This window comes from Enterococcus gilvus ATCC BAA-350, assembly GCF_000407545.1.
In the GTDB taxonomy this organism is placed as follows: Bacteria; Bacillota; Bacilli; order Lactobacillales; family Enterococcaceae; genus Enterococcus_A; species Enterococcus_A gilvus.
In genome coordinates, this window is the sequence record NZ_ASWH01000003.1 from 38,226 (window position 1) to 58,315 (window position 20,090).

Sequence of the window (20,090 nt, forward strand, 5' to 3'; positions counted from 1 at the left end):
CTATTTGTTCTTTTCCATTTCAAGCGCCAATTGTGTACTCTCGTCTTGGTCATCAGTTGAGCTGATCGCCATTAGCCAGCTATCAAACAGTACATCGATTGCAATAGGTTGATTCCGTCCTTTATGGTCTTGAAAGAGGCAAGTTCCTGAACGTAAGTTATCAATCATTTGTTTGTTGGCGCTGTTGGGTTCCATTCCGAAAAACTCTAATACTTTTTCTTGTGCTTTCTTTTGATTAGGTCGAAAAGCAAATTTGTAAGAGATCAATTCTTTCTTGTCTTCTCTGTCATAATCCATAAACGCCTGTGTCACTACGTAAATATCCGTATTATTCGCCCGTCCCTTACGTTGGCTATCTTCAATCAAGTAGCTTCCTTGTGCGGTATCTTCAAATCCTTTAGCTTCATCAAAGATAATGGCCGCATCTTCTTCTTTATTGGTAGAAAAGATGTTTGTTAACTTCATGATGACTTCCATGATAGACATTCCCGCAATTTGTTCACTGTTCATTCGTCCAGATTCGATGTCTTTTTGAGAAGGCAATTTTAGTCCTTGTGTGCCTAATACATTAATTTGATTTTCGAATTTGATCGCATTGCTGTAATCATTACCTATCAAAATCTTTCCCAATCCGACGTTGTATCCTGAAATGAGTTTCGCCAGTTGTGGGTCGGTCTTTCTAATTTCATCAATTACTTTTGTTAGATGGCGCTTCCCACCACTACGCATAACCGTTTCAACGGCATCAAGTATCGTCGTTTTTTTGCTACTGGCTGTCGTTGAATCTGAATCCACTTCTCCAAAGGCATTTAACACATTTCTAGCCGTCTGTATGGCTTCTTCACGAGGTAAAAATAGCAAGGGGTCTAACATACCGCGACAACTTTCTTTATCTGATAAAGAAATAAAATTAATACGTCCAATTAATTCTTTAAATTCAGGTATGTACCCAAACTGTTTCAATGCTTTTTGAAAGAAAAGCTCTGTCTCGTTTTTTGGATCAACATAGAGAATCTTTTGACCTAAGAAAGTGAGCCACAAGAAAATATATTTTACTAAAACGGATTTTCCTTGTCCCGGAGGTCCGATAATTAAAGTATTTCCGTTTTTATGTGTCGCACCTTCCACATTTTTCTTCGTTAAATTCGGGAAAAACCATACAAGTTTACTGGATAGCTGCAAGGCTTGCTTGACCGACTTGTATTTTTTGGCCGTAATGATTCTCCCTAACGGGAATCCATACAAGTTGCCAACTTCTTTTTCTAAATCCACCCCTAAATCAGCCAGGTAACCCGTTGTTACGATTTGTTCAAAGCTTCTGAATGTACTTTTACTACCGATTAAGCAATGGTTGAATAGCGTCAGTTGATCCACAATGGAGCGATAGATTTTATAGTCTGTTCCGTCAAGAACGAATTCTACATCTTTGACTCGTTCTTCCAGTTGCTCTTTTGAATTAGCAGAAACCACCAATGTGATCATAGCTTTGCATAATCGTTTGTCTTTACTTTTTAGATTATTAGCAAGTTCTTTCAGGCGTTCTTCCCCGAATAAAATTACTTCGTCATCGTCTAATACACCGTCTACATTGAGTTGCTCTTGATCTTGTTGGTAAATTCTACGGCGCATTTTATTGATTTTTCGAAGGTCGCTTTGTTCATGATCGAATCGCAGACGTTGATGCGATTCAACGGGAAAAGAAAGGCTATCGCGTAAATTCTGAATAAAAGCACTGCCAAACATGCTGGTTGGTAAGTCCACAATACTGAAAAAACAGGAATAATGCGTCTTGTCTAACTGTTCAACACTTAAATACCCGTTTTCATTGGTTACGATCCCTTCGGTGATTTCTTCAGTTGTTAGTTGTCGTGTAGGCATTTTTTGATTTGCTCGGTGGAACATGTAGTAATATAATCGGCCAATCTCTTTTGGAGAGACACGTTCGATCATTTTATAATTCAATAAGTCTTCATAAAGCTGCCGTTCCATTCGTCGATAAGTACCTAATAACACTTGTCTTGGAATGCGTTGTCCCGTCACTTTTTGAAGCCATTTCTTCCCTTCGTCCTTTATTAGTTCCACATACTCCAATGGATTAAAGACTTGTCCTACCGTAGTTAGTTTCACAAATAAATACGTCGTTGAATGATTCATTTGGACTTCATCTTGAATGATTTCTTCTGCTTGTTTGAAATAGATTTCGCCTAAATCTGCAAATTCTCCTTTCACCAGCGCGTGAATCGTTCGGTCAACGTGTTCCCCTAAATCAAAATAATCTGGAATATCTGCAATGTGATATTCGTATTGATCGTTTTCGAGTAATCCTTCTCCATCTTCTATATAGTGTTTGAAAAACTCTAAATTATTGATTGGAAACTCTTTGTGTTCTAACTTATAACCCACCCAGACATCATCTGAAGTGGTAAAAATAAAGTTCTCTGTTATAGCTTCAACAGGAAAATCTAATCGAGATTCCTTTTTTAAAGCAAACAATGGCTCTCCCTCCTTTCTGGTATTTTTAAGTTTTGTGCATTGCACAATTGAAACCCTCCATACATTACATATGGAAGGTCCAACATAAAAAACTATTTCTCGTTACCTCTTTTTTTGAAATGATTTCTTTTCATAACTAACGCATTCTTTATAAAAAGGTACGAGCAGCTCATGCTCGTACCTTTTATTTTTACTTTTATAATACTTTCCACGGTCCAAGACGTAGTTAATAAAACTTTTATTATCCCATTTCAATGAGAAGAGCGTCCATACTGCCACACCAGTAGCTGCAAGAATCAACATCCACCCATTTTTAAACATCGATTGAATAAAATTGATATCTGTTACCAAACTAATCACTCCAATTACACCAATTAAAACGATGAATACACCAAAAACTATAATGTGTTCAAGACGTAATCCATTCGTCACAAAAGGAATCGGTGTGCCATTTGGGAAGGAATAGATTTTATTCGGTTGCTTAAATTCGCGTGAATAATTGTATTCCATTCAAAATCAGCCCTTTCACTTCTTCAGGATTGACCATCCCAAGTTTAAAGACTTTGTCCTTGATCCAGCGTCCAACATCTTCGGCATTTTTCAAAATTAGAATTAACGCAATCAATATAAACACCCCAATTACAGTCACAATTGTGCGCGCAAATCCTTGTGTCACTACTCCTGCGATAATTAATCCTAAAGCCACGATAGACAATAAAATGATGGCTTGTGTTGACCAATTATCGAAAATTCCAGATAAATCAAACATAGTTTATTCCTCATTTCTCATTCATTTTCTCAACAAAGTAACTATCTTTTGTTGGTCGTATTTCTAAAGTAAAGCCTGAGGTAAATATACTTTCCTCTTCGTAATAAAAATTGTACGTCCCTTTGACAAAGTAATTTCCATTGGCTTCTTTGATGATTATTGATGGTTCTACAGACTTTAATTTTGCTTGATCTAATCCTTGCACTTTTGAAATTAAACCGAGTTTTTCATCATTTACGACATATAATTCAAAAAATCGTTTAGTAAATTCTTCGATTTCTGTTTGTTTAGCGCCATTGACTTCTTCGCCTTTCGGTAAAAAGGTCCGATCTGAATACGCCACATGATTGTCAGAATTACTTTTATCCACGTTGACAAATTGTGGTCGATCAATGATTTTCAAGTCTTTTTTTGCATAACTTATCGGCAAAATTAATTCTACCTTCTTCCAATGTTCCCCTTCTGTAAAGGCGACATTGTAGTACAATCGATACTGTTTTCTTTTTTCATTGACAGTTTGTAACTTAATGAATTGAACTTCTTTTGTTTTACGATCTTGTTTGGTCGTGGAAAAACCTAACTGATCTACGCTAAGACCCGATGCTAGATAGGGTGCCAATTGATTATTCCATGCCTGGTCGTCGTCCTTGTCTTTTTCATAAGTAAAAAGCTTCTCTACCAGTTGACTCCCTTCAAATTGCAATTGACTATTATCCGACAAGCTTGTCTGAATCTCTGATACGAGTTCCTCTTTGTTGATTGCCTTGCTGTCAGCGATACGAGCCAGCGTATCAACACGTGCAAAGACCAGGAGGATCGCGACACTCATAGCCACAAACAGACACATAAAAAGAATAGAATAAACATTTTGAGCCGTTCGAGGAGCAAATCGTATAGCTCTGGTATTGACTTCTTTCATTTCTTTTTTCGAAAGAGAAAAACCTTTTTTTCCCTTTATCCCTGTTTCTTTCTTCCCCATAGATATTGGCTGAGAAGACATGGCTTGTGGATTGAATTTTGATTTCTTCTCTGACACTATAAAATGCCGTATCGTTCAACTAAGGCTTGGGGAACCTTATCTGTAATGACCACTTCATTGACTACCATTCCCGCACCTTCTAAAAAGGCTAACGCTTCCTTATAAGCGGTCTTAGACAAAGATACATGTTGCCTAATTTCCTCATAAAAGAGTTGGGAACCCGCTTGAAACTTCTTATGATGAATGCGCCATAAAGCAAATATGGCACCTTGTACATAAGGTTTATGATTCTTAAACGTTGTGGCATACGTTACTTCTGCTACTTCTGTTTCTTCTTTCTTCTCTGATTGATAGCTTGATTCGTTCATGTCCATTCCCCTTTATTCATAAATATCTCCTGCATAGCTACCTCCGAGGTTTTGCAAGGCAGTAATTTTTTTTGTTGTTGGATCATAGGTTACTTGGTAAATATTTCGCCCTTTTGTCCATTCAGTATTTTCCATCCGACTTTGTGATTCGACTGCAACAAGCCCCTTCATAGTTGCTCCTTGAACGGTAGCCGTATAGAGCTTCAAATGAGTTAATTCGGATTCGACACCGTTGGAATCCCCATAAGTAGAGCCCGTATCAAAGTATTGCTTGAACAATTCGTCTGATAGATACGGACGGTTTGCGTCTTTACGCTCCTTCATTGAATCAGGTGTGAAATTGTACAAAGCATTGAATGCTTCTGTAACAGTTGTTTGAAAGGCTTTTGCTTCTCCTTTGCCTGCTGCATTATTATTTTTTTCAGCGGCCAATTGATTTTCTATTGTCACTTTTTCTTCAGATAAACGACTGACTTTTAGTTTTAAAGCACTAAGTTCTTTTTGCATCTGCTTCGTTTCTGCTTTGACCTCTTGCTTGTCGTCTTTCACTGACTCTTGCGGCCGATTCGTTGCAATATAAGCAATCAAACCTATTAACAAAAGGCTCAAAATAGCTTCGATGATAAAATGTTTTTTCAAGAGATGACTCCTTCCTATTTTTTTATTGGTCTAGCGATACAGATGTCTCCGCCGTTCAACAGGTACCCAAATGAAAGATCCACTTGTCCCTGGCCGACTTTGCCGTTTTGCATACCACCAGACTCAATTATTTTTGTCGTGTTTCCGTGCCAATTTTCTATCAAGACAGCAGTATGTCCATCATTTCCAGCTCCCGATCCTTGATTCACAATAATGATATCGCCTGCTTTGGCGTCACTTTTTGAGACTTCCTTCAAATATTGATGTGTTCCTCGTGCATCAGGTGTCATACTTCCTGTATACCAACCGACGTTTGCGGGCGTTTTGTACCCTGCCTTCGTTAAAATAAACCAAACAAAACTTGAACAGTCCGTATATCCTTCTTTATTTGGCGTTTCTATCGTTCCGAATTGTGTTCGCATAGGCTGTGAGTAGTTAAACCACCCGATAAATTGTTTAGCAGTTTTTACGATGTCTCCGTTGTCACTATCTGAAGTAGAACTAGTACAGTCACTATTGTATTTCTCTTGTTTTGCGTCAGCGCCCAACGATAAAGCGGCACTTGCGACGGGATCACTCGTGCCTAGTTTGGCAAACCATTTATCGGCATAAGTTAAGCGGTTCCCCATAGCAGGGATTCCAGCACGTTCAAACTTTGTTTGCCATTCCTCTGTTGCTTGAGCGACACTGCTCGCTTTTAGTGCGCTTACACCGTTTTTTTCTGCCCCTTTTAGTTCAGAAATTAGATATTCTAATTGCAGACCTAAATTTGACCACTCCTTGCCCTTGCTGCTGGCAAAGTTTTTTAAACTAGTCGTTCGTCCCGCTGTCCACTGAGCGATTCCATGACCAGACAGTGGATCATTTGGACGTTCGACCGCTGCTGGGTTCAACTGACTTTCTTGTTCGAAGTTTCCTATCATACCAACGAGTCCTTGCGGTGTGGATTCTGGTATTTGTGAACCTACATGATCATAGATAGCTTTTGCATTTTCTTCTTTACTCTTGCTATCTACATTACTGCTTGCTATCTGTGCGCTTGGAGTAGCACTACAATCACTTTCATCATCAATTTGATTAATAGATGAACTCATAAACACAATAAATACTGTAAAAATTAATAGCAGTGGGGCAAAAAGCCCCACTGCTATTTTTAACTTTTTCTTCATTCGCTTAGTCCTCTACTCTTTAGGAGTGGATGTACTGGACTGCGCACCTATATTTGACGCTGCTGTTTCATTATTTTCCGTACCTGTTTGTACATTTTCTACGGTTTTCTTTTCTCCTACAGGCTGATTCGCTAGTTGATCTGTTTGAACCGGCTGCTGCAGAGGCGTTGTTGAAGTATCCACAACAGACACTTTCACTGGTGCTTCGAGGGTTACTGGTACTTCGGGTTTGTTTTGTGAAACACCAGGTACTGGATACTTCGCAAAGTCTTCAACAGCGGCGTTAGCTGCTTCATTTTGAGTCGCAGCTTGGTTATTAACCACGTTCACCGCATCTTTCGCGTTATTAATGGCTTGTTGACTCTCTTCTTTATTTACACTATTTATCTGTGTGTTTACTACATTATTCGTCGTGTTTAATTTTTCGTTAGCATCAACTGCTTGATTCATTTCAGGTTGTACAGCTTCGGCTACTTCGTTGTGTTTCTTAGCAGTATTCACAGCTGTATTTGTTTCATTGTTAATCGCTGTTTTTTCTTGTTTTATATCTTGGTACTCAGTTTTCGTTTTTTCTAATGTATTTAATGTTGCTTGAACTTTTGATACATTTTCATTCATCTGCTTAGTTGAAGCATTCGCTTTTTCTTGCGCTTCTTGTAATTCTTTTACTTTATTACTCAATTTCGCATACGTCGTTTGATAAATTTCTTGATTTGCTTCCGTCACTGTTCCGTCGGTTTCCAACAATCCATGTAATTCATTTGCAATTTCTTGATACTCACTGACTAAGGATTCAACTGTATCCCATTGGTTGTCAGCTTCAACCACTTTATCACTTGTCGTTTCTTCAATTGAGGATAGTTGTGCTAATTCATCTTGAATAGCTTTTAGTCGATCGGTCAATCCCTCTGCTTTTTGTTTTGCCGTAGTTAGCTCTGCTCTTGACTTGTCTATCAACTCAGGAATATTAGCATCTGGCTTAGGCTCCGGATCGGGTGTTGGATCAGGCTTTGGATTAGGAGTTGGAGTTGGTATAGGAATTACATTTGACTGTTCACCATCTTTCGAACCTTTATTAGTGGAATCATCCAGTGAAGTATCTTTTGTCGGCTTTTTTACATTATCTGCGGAAAGCGAAAGTTGTTGGTTGCCTTTTTCTCTATTTGGTTGTGATAAAAGAACATCTTTTACTTCTGATTTTTTATGATTTCTTTGTTCGATTTCAGCGTCTATCTTTGCCATCTCTTTTTTTATCGCACTACGATCAAGTTTTTGAACTTTCGCGTTTGGTAAGTCACCAATCGCATTGGTGATCGTTCCTGGTGTAAGTATGTCCAAAACCTTATCTTTAGCTTCTTTTTTGATGTCATCAATCACCTTATTTGCTTTATTTTTGCCTTTGGATTTTTCAATAACAGAACTTTTTTTTGTTGAATCACCAGTTGCTGAGATCTTTTGATCACTTGTTTCAGGTGTGTTGTTCACGTAACTGGCATAGCCAATACCGCCGCCTATCAACGCTACTGCAAATAAACTTATGCCTATTTTTTTGAATCGATTCAACTTTTGATCTTTGTTTCCGTTCATCTATATTCCTCCTATAAATTGAGCAGTTCTTCCTTTGCATCAAACAACGCATTCATTGTCTTTTCAATCTCTTCTTTATTGTCAACTGGATTTTTCTTCAATTCGGTTAGTTTTTTTTCAAGACTTCTGATTTCGTCTTGTTTTTGTTCATACTTATAAACATATTTTTCAAGTTCGGGGCTTTTTGTTTCATCCACGATTCTTTTTGCTTCAGATAATTGATCCGTCTTTAAATAGCAGTAGCCTACTAAAACAAGACGATCTTGACTCCCCTTAAAGTCACTTTTTTCTCGTTCGTACTCTTTCAATGCTTTGGCATAATCTGTTTCTAAGATTGCTAAGTCAAATTTCCCAAAAGGGGTCGGATAGACTTTTTGAAATTGAAGCAATGCGTCTTTATTTTTTTTATCTTTTGAATCTACTATCTTGTCATACAACACTTGTTCAATGGCTGCTTGCTTATCAGGGTATTCTTTTCCCGCTTCTAAGTAGTAGCCCTTTTTCATCAACTCACTGTACTTTGGCTTTTCTTGTGCCGTAGTAGATGAAAAATAGTTGAAGCAAAGTCCACCAATAATTAACATTAATAAAAAGACACCTAAGATAAGAAAAACGTTTCTATTTTTAAAAATAGAAGGTTTTATCTTCTTAGGTGTCTTTTCTTGTGTCTTCTGTACGGTATTTTTAGGATTTTTGGCAACCTTTTTTTTACCCGGTACTACGCTTATCGGTTCGTCCATGGTTACTTCTTCTATTTCCTTAGCGTCTACTGGTTCATCAATGACCGGTGGAGATTCGAAGTTTTTTGTTTTCTTGTCCCTTTTTCGATTTTCTGATGGTTTCTTTTTTTTCCTTTTAGTTGTTCCTTCTAGTTCTTGACTCAGAGTGGATAAAAATATTTGAATATCCGGTGATAGAGACTCTCCATCTTCTGTCAGCTCTTCTTCAATTATTCGAATCAGATTTAAGTCTTCGACGGGTAAGTCTAATTCATCTGCATAAACTGGTAGTTCTTGCGTTTCATCATAATAGAGTTGGTAAGAGACAGACCCAAGTTCACCATCGGTAAGTAGATCATTGTTTTGTCTCGTCAACAGCATCATACCATCTGATAACACAAATCGTTTACTCTCAGGTAAATCAATCCCTTCTACCCCAGCGAATTGTATCTGCATAATCTATCCCACCGTTTCTAATGCCTCACAAAAGACTACTTTTATGGGCGAATTATCAGAGAACTTAATTCGGTACTCTTGATCCTTTGTTGCAAGGATATACGTTTGTTCAACTGTGTCTTCTAATACAACTGTGAACTCGTTTGCCTGTACATCAAACCGCTCTTGTATCGCACGATTTCTTTTCATTTCTTTTACTTTGGGAATAGAGGCGAGCTGATAGCCGCCAAACCCTCCTATAATTAACAACACAATACCGAAAATGACTAACATACTTTTCCTTCTTTCTCTATTATCTGTCCATGAAATAGCAAAACGTCCAATTACTTACTGTTCTTTTCGCAATGGTTGGGGTATTCATACTCTATTGCTGTCCAATCCTTCTGAGTTTATTTAGAATTTTTTCTGTTTCAGGATTATAAAGATTGTGCGCCTCATCTTGAATTGGGTAACGGCTTTTTGTATTACCTGCTTGAGTCACAAGTCCGCTGCTTGGCAGTTGGAGATCGTGCGATCGATCGTTTTCTCTTTTAATGTTTTCCTCCCAAAACAAGCCTATTTCCCCTTTTGGGTCCACAAAAACGACGTCTCTTCTTTCTCGGATAAAATAAAATGGAAGTATATCTCTCATTACTTTTCCCCTTTTCCTAAAATTTTCAACTTAATCGTACTAATTTTTGAACCAGGCTTATTTATGAAAAGCGTTTATATTTAAATTTAATTCTCAATGTAAAAAAAAACACTCGATTTTTTATCAAGTGAATCCATTGTTTCAAATTTTCTTAATTACTAAATAGGACACTTTGAGGATCAAGCAGCAGGCCTTGAGACAAGCTGCTGTCCTTGCAGACTTCCAAGTGTAAATGGTCGCCTGTACTGTTTCCAGTGCTTCCCACATAACCAATTGTTTGTCCTTGTTCTACTTTATCTCCTGCTTTGACCGTATATTGTTGCTGATGAGCATAGAGTGTTGTCATACCGTCTGCATGTTGGATCACCACGTAATTGCCCCACGAATAATGGTACTCCGCTTTTAGGACTGTTCCTGCTTTGCTTGCATGGATTGGTTCTCCTTGTGCAGCCGCAAAGTCTAACCCACGGTGGAATTCTGATCCTCGATTACCATAAGGGCTAGAAATGGTGTAATTATCAAGCGGCACTTTGTATCCTTCCGTACTAACGGCAGCTCCTTGAACTTCCTTATCATATTTTATAAGATCATAGGTTTCGATTAAGCCATTTAGTTTTTGATTATAGCTTGTGTCTGTCGCATAGCGCCCTGTAAGGAACTTCGTTGCTGCCTGATAGGTCTTTGCGTTCGTCTTCCAAACACCTGAATAATAGTTTGAATTGCCTGAAATACCTTCTTTAATTAGCTTCGCATAATCCGTCAAGCTATCTTCGTAGTTTTCATAGACACGAAATCCCGCTTGTGTTGCGTACAAATTTCCATTCCCGAAATCTTCTTCAGTTGCCATCGATACAGTCTTACCGTTGTGGGTCCCTTTGATTCCGAACAGGTTGTAATTTGGAGCTTTTGCTAAACTACTTTGACCTGAAGCAGATTCTAAAATTGCTTGAGCGATCATGACAGACCCATACAGATCATGTTCTTTCCCGATTTTACGAGCAGGCTCGCCAATCTTTCGAATAAAACTTTCCACGGATTCATCTTTTTCAAAATGGATTGCTCCATCTTGTGTGACGGTACTCGATGGAACAGTTTGTGACAAGTCCGCTGTTGCGCTATGATCGACTTGTGTTTGAGGTGTTGGTGATTCTTGTGGAGCTTGTTGAGGTTGCTGCGTGTTTATTGGTCGTGTCGGTGATACTTCGGTTGGTTTCTCTGGTTGTTTCGCTTCTTCTTTTTTTGGTTCTTCTTTTTTGGGCTGTTCTGATTGGCTTGGTTGCGTCGATTCCGACGGCTTCGTCGTGCTGCTTGAAGGCGAGATCTCACTACTTGGTACCGTACTAGTTTCCGTCGATGGGACCGTAGAAGATTCACTGCTTGATGTTGAACTGGTATCTGAGGATTCTACCTGCTCTTTCAATTCTTTATCTTCTGAAGCTTTTTGTACTTGTTCCGTATTTTCTTGTGTTTGAGAATCATCAGCAAGTACCTGTAACGGTGTCATTAAAAACGTCTGCAATGACAGCAACAAAGCCGAGACAATCGTTGAAAATTTCTTCATTCAAAAGTTCCTCCTATTCAATTCTATTATTTTGCATATCGTCGTACTTTCCTGCACTTAATAAAGCAATTAATACTACGCCAACAATCAGCCCGATTGAAAAGGCGAGTGCAATACTTACTACAAACAAAATCATTTTTTTACCTCTATCCAATTCTTGATAAAGCTCTTAATTCACGAGGAATAAAGCACCTTATCTCCTCTTCGTTAAATCCTACTCTTAGTTTTTTCCCATCAAATAGGATCGAACTTTTTAAAGGTCTAGGATCATCAATCAGCAACTCTAAGGCCATATTCAACGTCAGATCGTCAAATTTTATTTTTGTCGTTCGTTTTAAGAGATTACTTAAACCATTGTCTGTAAATGATAGTAAGACCTTCAATTCTTTCTTATCGAGTACGTTACTTCGTAATCGAGTTTCTATGAAATCGACGTCGTGATCATTTAACCATTTTGTAACTTTTCGAGAGGAAGAATTGCTTTCAGTATAAATTTTTAATTCCAATGAATCGCCTCATTTCTTAAAATCATCTGGTAGAATATCGTCGATCAAAACATCCAACACTCTTGCTAAGTTACTAATGAAAGAGAACGACGGGTTTTTCGTACTTCCTTTTTTAACTCGAGTAAGCGTTGCAGCGTCTCTTGCTGGTAACAATTTCCTTAGTTGTTCTTCTGATATGCCTTTATCTTCAAGTATTTTTTCAATTTTCTTCCACATTCTCTGAATCCTCTCTTACTCGACAACGTCGTCCAGCTTAAACACCTCTACTGGGACGTTCAACGCATTCGCTACTTGGCACATAAATTTGAGTCGCGGCCATTTGATCGCTCCTGTTTTGAGCTTCGTAATGCGGCACGATTGAATATTCATGCGCTGCGCGAGATCATATTGCGTCACTCGTTGTTCCATCATGACGGCTTCGATTTTATCCCACATCATACCTTCTCTTCTCCTCTTTTTTTATTTTTAGTCCAATGTTAGATAGGCTTTTAAAAAAGCGCCTAATACCACTAGATAGCCGCCACCTATTAAGATCGGTGACGAACTTAACGTGACGAACAAGTTGATACAAAACTTTTGTAAAACGGAATAAATCGGTTTTTTATCACTCGTTTTAGCTGTCAGATGATCGACCGTCTCTTGGGATGCTTCCGTTCTCTTCTTAGGCTCCGAAGAGCTTTGCGCCGTTCCAGATCCTCTTTCTTCAATCAATCCTAAACCGAGTTTAACTTCGGTTCGTGCGTCCTCTGCTGGATACCTCTTTACGAACGTTCCTTGTACAACGGCACGATTCGGGGTATTGATGCCACCTTCACAACGAATGAGCGTCATCAATGCTTCGTCGCCATTTTCAGGCCCTTCTAGCAGTTCCCCTGCAGACTGATCGACGACAGCGTTCTTCCTTGCCACATATTCATAAACATTTGTAAAATCGGTGGCATAAAACACCTGATTCAACGCGGTTTTTGGTAACTTTCCTAATGCGCCGCCACCTTGAACAATATTGTGTGCGAGGACAACATAATTATCTTTTCCCAACTGTTGGGTTGGAGAATACGTTCCAACTCCAACCATTAAATTCTGGTTGTCCATACCTGCTAATATCTTTGTTCGTATATCTGCACTCGGGATATATATTGCGCCGATTCCCCACTGCTTAGTGATTTTTTTTAAACTTAGCTGCGCTTGTGCAAAAGCTTCAGGTGTCACGGGTTTGATTTGACTTTCGTCATAGTTAGCATGTTCTGTTTGTTGCTTGATTCTTTCTTGGCTTGTTTTTTTTGGTTCAATTCGGTGTGTCATTTGCTCGGCATTGCGATCTGCATTCTGCAATAAATAGTAGCCATAATAGCTGCCGCACGCGAAGACAATTCCCGAAACAAGCCATAAAATAGGTAGAGCTCTCAATGCTTTTCTCACTATGCCCTCCTTAAACATCAGACACATAATAGAGCCCGAGCACTCTCTGAGTGCTCAGACAAAAAATATTATTGTTGGTCTTGACGTTTTTTCTTCACAAATACAAAAATGGCAACCGCCGCAATTGCTAGAACAAATGCAACCCATAAAAATGGATTCCCAAGTTCTCCGCTTGTTTGAGGAAGTGTGCCAACTGGTTTATATGAAGTTGGTGTAGCTGGTGTTAATGGTTTGTTGATCGTAATTGTTTGACCTTTATCATTGATATCCTTGTGTTCAGCGACCTTTTCGCCTTTAGATGTGGTTTCTTCAAAGGCAACCAATGAAAATTTGCTGTCTTTTCCAAACAATTGTTGAACAGCAACGTCATCGATTGTTACAGTAACTGTCCCTGTTGATTCTTTTGGTGTGAACTTGATAGTAGATGTGAGTTCTTTCCCATCAATTAGAACTGGTTTTTTCGTGCGTTGATCGATCCAAATTACTTTTTGTTCGTATTCAACACCGGGTGTTAAATCTTCGAAAGCCACTTCATCCGTCAGTGTTACTTTTCCGTCTGTGGTTACTTCTGTTTTGCCGTTAACCAATGCTTTAGTACCGATTTTAGGATTGCGAACTTTTCCTGTTTGTTTCTCGTTCTTGATATCCTTCTCGTGAGCGATCGGTGTGTCATTGTGAGACAATTTTTCGTAGGCAACCATGATTTTTCCTTTGGCTGCTGACAAGTTTGTTACAAAAGGAACGTCTACATAACCCGTTAAGAGTTCCACTTCAACCAACGGTGTGTATTCAGTTGGATCTTCCGTAGGGTCTGCTGGGTTTTCTGTATCCGTATCTTCTTTAACAGGTTCACTTGCTTTTACTTTTGGTGTTTCAGTTGTTGCCTCTTTGTCCGTTGCTTCACTGTCCTTATCTTTGTCAGCTTCCGCATTTTTGTCTTTTTCCGCTTCTTCTTTTGCTAGGTTTTCATAGTATTCTTTCGCATTGATCTTAGAAGTTACTTTTCCGTCTTTTCCTGCCACAACAGTAAGCGTACCTGTCACGGGTTTTCCGCTTGGGTCAGTAAATTCTTTCCCTGTTTCACGGTTCATCATAGCTAAATCAAAGACGTATGTTTGACCTGCAATCAAGTTTTTAAAGAAGACACGGTCATAGCCTTTCACTTGCTTCAATGGATCAGTCAATTTTGTTTCTTTGTTGTTTTGATCGTAGAAGAATAATTCTGTGTGGATTTCTGGTTTCACAATTTGAATCGCTTCTGCTTCATTTTTCAAATCATCATGACGAGCGACTTCTTCCCATTCCTTCGTAGAAGGATTGTAGTATTCTAGTACGTTCGTGAAGACACCTTTTTTGCCGTGTAAGTTTGTTGCATCAAAATCTAGGTTGATAGCTTTCACGAATTTTGATTGTTTCGCTTCAAATTCAGTGACTTGTTTTAGCGATTTTTCGCCTAATTGTTTCCCTGTACCAAATTCTACAAAATCAGTCGTTAAACGTAATTTTGCATTTGCAGGTGCTTGGTGTGCTTCGACCATCACTTGATCGACCAATTTTTGACCTTTTGATGGGTTAATGAATTGTTGACCAGCAGTGTTGCTTGCTTGAGAATCCATGCCAAAGTTCAACGTTGGATTGTTCACGTTGATCGTGTTTTCACCAGACTTCACAACGATTGAGCCTTTAGATTTCTCAGGATCAATGTAGTGTCCTTTGATTGTAGCGATTTCTTCCCAATCTACTTTCGTTCCAGCTTTCAAGCCTTTAACAGCTAGTGTTCCATCTTTAGCAGAAACGGCTTCATGCGTTTTTCCGTCATAAATAAGGTTGAATTTAGCCCCTTCGATTTTGTTCCCTTTATCATCTGTCTTAACTAACGTTAGGTTCGCAAAACGAGGGTTGGTAACTTTGATTGTATTTGTGCCCTCTTTAAGAGTCACTGATCCTTTAGATGTAGCAGGGTCAATGTAGTGACCAGCAGGCGCTTTTGTTTCTTCATATTGTACGACTGTTCCCACGTTGTAATCAGGGGTTGATAATTCACCACTGGCATTCATGGTTGCTTTTGTCGTCTTGCCATTGGCGGTGAGGTTGAATTCCGCACCAGCGATCGCTTTTCCTGTATCATCCACTTTTTTCAGAAGCAGTTTTCCTTCTTTAATAGCCTTAATGTTGATTTTTACGCTTGTCGGATCTCCCGTTCCTGCACTCATTAACTCTTGCGAGTATGGATGACGATAAACCACTGTTGCACCTTCATAGCTTGGAGAAATATTATAAATCATTTTTACTGATCCATCTTTGATATTTCCAGTCGCTTTTACAACTAAAGTATTTCCATCAATTGAAACATTCATGTTTGTATCATTTGAAGCTACTTTATATGCCCATAGAGAGCTATTCGTATCATCAAGTCGTAATGTTTCACCTTTTTTAAGCGAAATTGATTTATTATCAAAACTAGGCTTTGTTAAATACGAATTGATCTTTCTGTTTGTTTCTTTGATCCATGCTTCAAAACCAGCTTGACTCACGCGCCCTGACGAGTCTTTAATATTGCTCGTAGAGACACCTGTCCCCATATTTTGGATATGATGTTCTGTATAGAAAGCATTCTCTACAGAAGGTTGCGTCTCGTAACCCCAATAAGCAATTAAGCTGGCAATAACTAAATTTTGTTGATTTAATTGCTCGGTAGTATAGCCACCATTTTCACCAAAGTTTAACGGATTCCCGGGAGCTACACACCAAAGCATGCCGCCTGATGCGTCACGTTTAGCATAGAAGCCTTGTTCATGAATACCATTTGAATAATCCCAGGAAACAGTTGGAATGGAGTAGTTTTGATCGACAAAGATACTCACCCCTGCATAAGGAACGATTGATAAAGCTCGTTTTGCACGTGTTGATCGTGACTGCAATTCTTGTACTTTATCCAAAAATTCCGACCAGTTCTCACGCACACTTTCATTAGTAGCTGACAAGAATTGTCCATCCGTCGTCATATAGTAGCCGTAATCTTTTAACACTTTGGCTAACTGTTCGTTAACATCTGTCTCTTTTTCAACTTTTGGACTGTCATTCGAATTTTGACTTTCGCCGATTTCTGGCTTGTCAACATCTTGTTCTTCACTACCAGTGGTACTTTCAGTCGGTTCTTTGGATTGTGAAGACTTTGTTTCTTTTGACTCTTTTTCTTCCTTATTCTCTGTGACAGTGCTTGAAAGTTCAGTCTTGGTTGCCTCTTCCGCAAAAACTTGAACACTGGGTGCTAGTTGTCCACTTAAAGTAAAAATTAGCATAAGTGAAGCGGCAATTTTTTTAAGTTTATTCATACTCACTTCTCCTTTTTTGTTTAATAAAAAAAAAGACAAGCAATTGGCTTGTCTTTTCAAAATCATCTGTTTAGGAATTCATTACGGTGACCGACTACGATATTTAATCATTAAAAAACCTCCTAAAAAAAAAGAGAAAATCTGATTGATTTTCCCTTTTCTGCATATTATTTTAGTCATTATAAAACGAAACTGAATACTTCTTACTTCCATCTGAATAGACTATATGAATTGTTACAAATCGGTTATACTGGTCACGATTTATGATTTCATCATATCCAAAATCATAAGCTTCCTTATAAGTGTTAAATACTTTGCCAGAATTCCCTACAGAACCACTAACAATCGTAGGTTCTTTAGGCTTTGTCGGTTCAGTTGGTTTCGGTGGTGTTGGTGCTTGATCTTTTCCTGAATAGAACGCGACACCCTCATAACGCCAACCGACTTTTCTCAAATGATCTCTTTCACTTACAAGAGTTGTGAAATGATGCGTGCCTGATTTTGCATTGGGATTATACAAACGATAAACCGGTGTCGATCCGCCCGATTTCCAAGACTCCCCTTCGTAACGCCAGCCTTTACCTTTTAACATATTTACTTCATTCATGTTCAACGTATAATGATGATCCCCTCCGTTGTTCGGGTTGAACATCCGATAAACAGGTGCGCCTTGACTTGGTGCTTCCCATGCCGTGCCTTCGTTGCGCCACCCTGCGCGAACCACGAATGGAATTTCGTTCCCATTTTGGGTATACAAGTGTTCTCCCGTGTTTGGATTATACGCACGATACAGCGTTGATGCTTCAACGTCTGTTGTATTTGCCAAAGCGACGCCTGTAAAGCCCAATGTTACTACTAAACCAACAACAATTTTACCTAACATTGATTTTTTCATTATTAACGCTCCTATTCATCCATTTTAGTTACTTCTCAATTTCATCATTCAACTTGTCTTGAACAAACTGCGACAAATTCAATCGCGTCTTTTTCAACCAAAATTCTTGGTATTGAGGAATCGTGATCGACTTGACGATTTTCTTTTCTCCGAATGTTTCAACAATTGCCCTCATACTTGTACCAATCAAAGTGATATGCTGATTGGCTTCTTTGCTTTTTTCAAGTTCAGATACTCTACTTTCATCAAAAACAGGAAACGCCTCATTCGATTCATACATATCAAACAGGGTAAATTCTAACGAGCTTTTCGCAATACGAATGGCTTCTTCTAATGATTCTGCACTTCCGTGGATACTCATTTCATCAAAAGGATAATCCACATAGAAATCATTGTCGGCCAATTTAGTGACACGCATAGCATAAATTAAATTTTGATTTTCCACTAAGTAGTTCCTCCTAACTCTCACTTCTGAAACAGTGAGGTCATTTTTTCAGACCTAACTGTTTCAAAAGCTTCTGTTCAGTACCTATTGGCAAGTCTCGGTTTGCATGAACAGCAATGGTTTCTTTCTTTCCGGTTACAGTATGCTGCAATCGATGATGAGAGCCATTGCTACGGATCACAACCCAACCGTTCTTTTTTGCCAATCGCAAAAGGTCTTTGCCAGTAAGTGGCATTAAGTAACCCCCTTTACACTACTTAGTGTACCATCATTATATATATATTTCAATATTTTATTTATATTTAAATATTATTGAATCGTGATTGCTCGTCCGTCTCGTTCGGCATTGAATTGCCCCATCGTAACTCAAGCTCTTGCGCCTCGATCGTATAACATATTTTTACCGCCACTGCCTGCGCCTGCATTTGCTGAATAATACAATGGATCATAGACTAAGAATTTCCCGTTATTGTACCCAGCGATCACTTTTGCATGGTTTCTGTTTTTATCTGAATTCTTCTGGTAAGAAGAAAAGCCATAATATAGAACGGGTTGACCATTCAGTACACGATTAATGATTTGAACCGTATTTGATCCTGAAATATCTATTGTATTTCCGCCATAGGTTTTACCGTATGCAGCTAACGCATTGGGTTTAATCACCCAACCGAAGCCAGCGCCAGTGTACACATTTCCTTTTTGACCATTCGGATTACTTGGATACATTGGCAAGCGGTCTTGCATCGTTCTTAGGTTTGGTCGGATATTCTTTGATCCGAGGATCATTGCTAACGAAGCAGACGCACATCCCCAAGGCGCTTTAACAGGTGTGTATTGGCTGATATATGGAACACTATTGATAATGTTCGTTGTTAGCAGGAACCGCACCACCAGTGACAGACCAAGAAACGCCTTCGTACCGCCACCCACGTCTGACCAAATCATTTTTTTCAGATTCTAACAACGTATAATGATGGCTGCCAGCGTCTCGTGCATTTGGATTGAACACGCGATAAACTTTTTGGCCGCCGTTTGGTACTTTCCAAGCGACGCCTTCATAACGCCAACCCGCACGCTTGATCTTGTCGATTTCCTTTGAATCTTTGGTGTAGAAATGTTCGCCTGAGTTCGGATTATAAGCACGGTATAAATTACTGCCGCTGCCATCGATCTGCATACTAATGCCTTCATAGACCCATCCTAATGACATTAGATTGTCTTTCTCGCCACCGTTCAAGGTGTGCAAATGTTCCCCTGAATTCGGATTGTACACGCGGTAAACAGGTTTTAGACTCGCTGCTGCATACGCTTCGACAGGCAGCGACGCACTGCGTGCATCTTCTTCGGCAATCTCACTCGTTTCAGGATCAGGAGCTACCGTTTCCTGTTCAGGCACCGCTTTTACAGCAGGATTCAGACTGGTCACATCAGGAGTTTCAGGTTGCGCAGCTTTCGGCTGATCGTTTTCTGACTGGCTCGATTGCGTTTGACTTTCTTCGGTTCTATTTTCTCGAGCTTCGCTTGTTTCAGTCGTACTGGTTTCTGATTGGACTGTTTGGGCCGATTGCTCAATTAAGTTTTCTGCTTGCGTGACAGGTCCTATACCCAATGGAACTGTTAGTAAACCAACGATTAATACTTTCCAAAATTTCTTTTTCATTTGCGCTCTCCTTCATAAAATTTTATACATATCAATTATACATCAAAATAACAAACTTATTTTCACGTTTATGGTCAAAAATCGACCGTTCAAGAAAATCTATATTAATTCTTCGTTACAACTATGCATAGTTTAACGGGCTTTGATACTTATTTTTTTTAAATCCTCCATTCTTTTAATTTTCCACCTTTTTTCTTATTTTTTTGTTTTAAGCTACACGGTCGCTAGTCGAAAGGCTGAATTTTTTGCGTTTTGTTGCGAAGCTTTTACCATTCACTAGAAGGTTTTGCAAGGGTCGCTTGCGATAACGCTTGCCCTTGCAAGTTCTTCCAGCGTCTTGCGAGAAACAGGCTGAACGCGCTTGCGCGAAGCTTCAGCATGCTTTCGCAGCTAGACAGCGCGTGAAATGGTAAAAATGTATCGCAAAACCAAAAAATCAATTCATATAAGCTAGTTTTT

General features: G+C 39.0%; 23 protein-coding genes. All 23 read right to left on the reverse strand.

The genetic code is table 11. The annotated features are described in order from the left end of the window. The gene (locus I592_RS19745) at nucleotides 1-2,493 is read right to left on the reverse strand and encodes an ATP-binding protein (RefSeq protein ID WP_010782329.1); all 2,493 of its coding nucleotides are present in this window, start codon (nucleotides 2,491-2,493) and stop codon (nucleotides 1-3) included. 102 nt (nucleotides 2,494-2,595) lie between these two features. Beyond that, nucleotides 2,596-3,003, reverse strand: a complete 408-nt coding sequence (locus I592_RS19750; RefSeq protein WP_010782330.1) for a TcpE family conjugal transfer membrane protein — start codon at nucleotides 3,001-3,003, stop codon at nucleotides 2,596-2,598. Continuing rightward, a complete protein-coding gene (locus I592_RS19755) occupies nucleotides 2,975-3,262 on the reverse strand; it encodes a hypothetical protein (protein ID WP_010782331.1) in 288 nt (95 codons plus the stop codon). Before I592_RS19755 ends, I592_RS19750 begins: the two co-directional genes overlap by 29 nt. A 10-nt stretch (nucleotides 3,263-3,272) precedes the next feature. After that, nucleotides 3,273-4,241, reverse strand: a complete 969-nt coding sequence (locus I592_RS19760) for a conjugal transfer protein (RefSeq protein WP_167540797.1) — start codon at nucleotides 4,239-4,241, stop codon at nucleotides 3,273-3,275. Between the two features lie 56 nt (nucleotides 4,242-4,297). Then, entirely contained in the window at nucleotides 4,298-4,609 is a 312-nt protein-coding gene (locus I592_RS19765) for a hypothetical protein (RefSeq protein WP_010782333.1), read from the reverse strand. Nucleotides 4,610-4,621: 12 nt separating this feature from the next. Beyond that, nucleotides 4,622-5,248 carry a hypothetical protein gene (locus I592_RS19770; protein WP_010782334.1) on the reverse strand — a complete coding sequence of 209 codons (627 nt, stop codon included), beginning with the start codon at nucleotides 5,246-5,248 and terminating at the stop codon, nucleotides 4,622-4,624. A 14-nt stretch (nucleotides 5,249-5,262) separates the two neighbouring features. Next, complete coding sequence (locus tag I592_RS19775) at nucleotides 5,263-6,417, reverse strand: phage tail tip lysozyme (protein WP_010782335.1); 1,155 nt, start codon at nucleotides 6,415-6,417, stop codon at nucleotides 5,263-5,265. 12 nt (nucleotides 6,418-6,429) lie between these two features. Continuing rightward, complete coding sequence (locus I592_RS19780; protein WP_010782336.1) at nucleotides 6,430-8,004, reverse strand: hypothetical protein; 1,575 nt, start codon at nucleotides 8,002-8,004, stop codon at nucleotides 6,430-6,432. Between the two features lie 11 nt (nucleotides 8,005-8,015). After that, on the reverse strand, nucleotides 8,016-9,179 hold the full coding sequence (locus I592_RS19785) for a hypothetical protein (protein WP_010782337.1): 1,164 nt from the start codon (nucleotides 9,177-9,179) through the stop codon (nucleotides 8,016-8,018). A 3-nt stretch (nucleotides 9,180-9,182) separates the two neighbouring features. Next, entirely contained in the window at nucleotides 9,183-9,452 is a 270-nt protein-coding gene (locus I592_RS19790; RefSeq protein ID WP_010782338.1) for a hypothetical protein, read from the reverse strand. Nucleotides 9,453-9,543: 91 nt separating this feature from the next. Beyond that, nucleotides 9,544-9,810, reverse strand: coding sequence for a hypothetical protein (locus tag I592_RS19795; RefSeq protein WP_010782339.1), 267 nt, complete (start codon nucleotides 9,808-9,810; stop codon nucleotides 9,544-9,546). Between the two features lie 151 nt (nucleotides 9,811-9,961). Next, nucleotides 9,962-11,371, reverse strand: a complete 1,410-nt coding sequence (locus tag I592_RS19800; RefSeq protein ID WP_010782340.1) for a peptidoglycan DD-metalloendopeptidase family protein — start codon at nucleotides 11,369-11,371, stop codon at nucleotides 9,962-9,964. A 13-nt stretch (nucleotides 11,372-11,384) separates the two neighbouring features. After that, complete coding sequence (locus I592_RS21810; protein WP_155857553.1) at nucleotides 11,385-11,525, reverse strand: hypothetical protein; 141 nt, start codon at nucleotides 11,523-11,525, stop codon at nucleotides 11,385-11,387. Beyond that, entirely contained in the window at nucleotides 11,518-11,877 is a 360-nt protein-coding gene (locus I592_RS19805; RefSeq protein ID WP_010782342.1) for an ArsC/Spx/MgsR family protein, read from the reverse strand. The genes I592_RS21810 and I592_RS19805 overlap by 8 nt, the downstream gene beginning before the upstream one ends. Nucleotides 11,878-11,886: 9 nt before the next feature. Beyond that, nucleotides 11,887-12,093: a helix-turn-helix domain-containing protein gene (locus I592_RS19810; RefSeq protein ID WP_010782343.1), complete on the reverse strand. Its 207-nt coding sequence runs from the start codon at nucleotides 12,091-12,093 to the stop codon at nucleotides 11,887-11,889. 15 nt (nucleotides 12,094-12,108) lie between these two features. Next, nucleotides 12,109-12,315, reverse strand: coding sequence for a helix-turn-helix domain-containing protein (locus I592_RS19815; RefSeq protein WP_010782344.1), 207 nt, complete (start codon nucleotides 12,313-12,315; stop codon nucleotides 12,109-12,111). A gap of 27 nt (nucleotides 12,316-12,342) precedes the next feature. Next, nucleotides 12,343-13,296 (reverse strand): class A sortase, encoded by a 954-nt coding sequence (locus tag I592_RS19820; protein WP_016250205.1) that lies wholly within the window; start codon nucleotides 13,294-13,296, stop codon nucleotides 12,343-12,345. A 68-nt stretch (nucleotides 13,297-13,364) separates the two neighbouring features. Then, nucleotides 13,365-16,631 carry a VaFE repeat-containing surface-anchored protein gene (locus I592_RS19825; protein WP_016250206.1) on the reverse strand — a complete coding sequence of 1,089 codons (3,267 nt, stop codon included), beginning with the start codon at nucleotides 16,629-16,631 and terminating at the stop codon, nucleotides 13,365-13,367. A 172-nt stretch (nucleotides 16,632-16,803) separates the two neighbouring features. Next, nucleotides 16,804-17,526 (reverse strand): hypothetical protein, encoded by a 723-nt coding sequence (locus I592_RS19830; RefSeq protein WP_016250207.1) that lies wholly within the window; start codon nucleotides 17,524-17,526, stop codon nucleotides 16,804-16,806. A gap of 28 nt (nucleotides 17,527-17,554) precedes the next feature. Then, entirely contained in the window at nucleotides 17,555-17,971 is a 417-nt protein-coding gene (locus tag I592_RS19835) for a hypothetical protein (protein ID WP_010782317.1), read from the reverse strand. A gap of 40 nt (nucleotides 17,972-18,011) precedes the next feature. Then, nucleotides 18,012-18,206: a type II toxin-antitoxin system HicA family toxin gene (locus tag I592_RS19840; RefSeq protein ID WP_010782316.1), complete on the reverse strand. Its 195-nt coding sequence runs from the start codon at nucleotides 18,204-18,206 to the stop codon at nucleotides 18,012-18,014. 131 nt (nucleotides 18,207-18,337) lie between these two features. Further along, the gene (locus tag I592_RS22105; RefSeq protein WP_244265230.1) at nucleotides 18,338-18,916 is read right to left on the reverse strand and encodes a C39 family peptidase; all 579 of its coding nucleotides are present in this window, start codon (nucleotides 18,914-18,916) and stop codon (nucleotides 18,338-18,340) included. Continuing rightward, the gene (locus I592_RS22110) at nucleotides 18,825-19,631 is read right to left on the reverse strand and encodes a hypothetical protein (RefSeq protein ID WP_010782314.1); all 807 of its coding nucleotides are present in this window, start codon (nucleotides 19,629-19,631) and stop codon (nucleotides 18,825-18,827) included. The genes I592_RS22105 and I592_RS22110 overlap by 92 nt, the downstream gene beginning before the upstream one ends. Nucleotides 19,632-20,090: the final 459 nt, after the last annotated feature.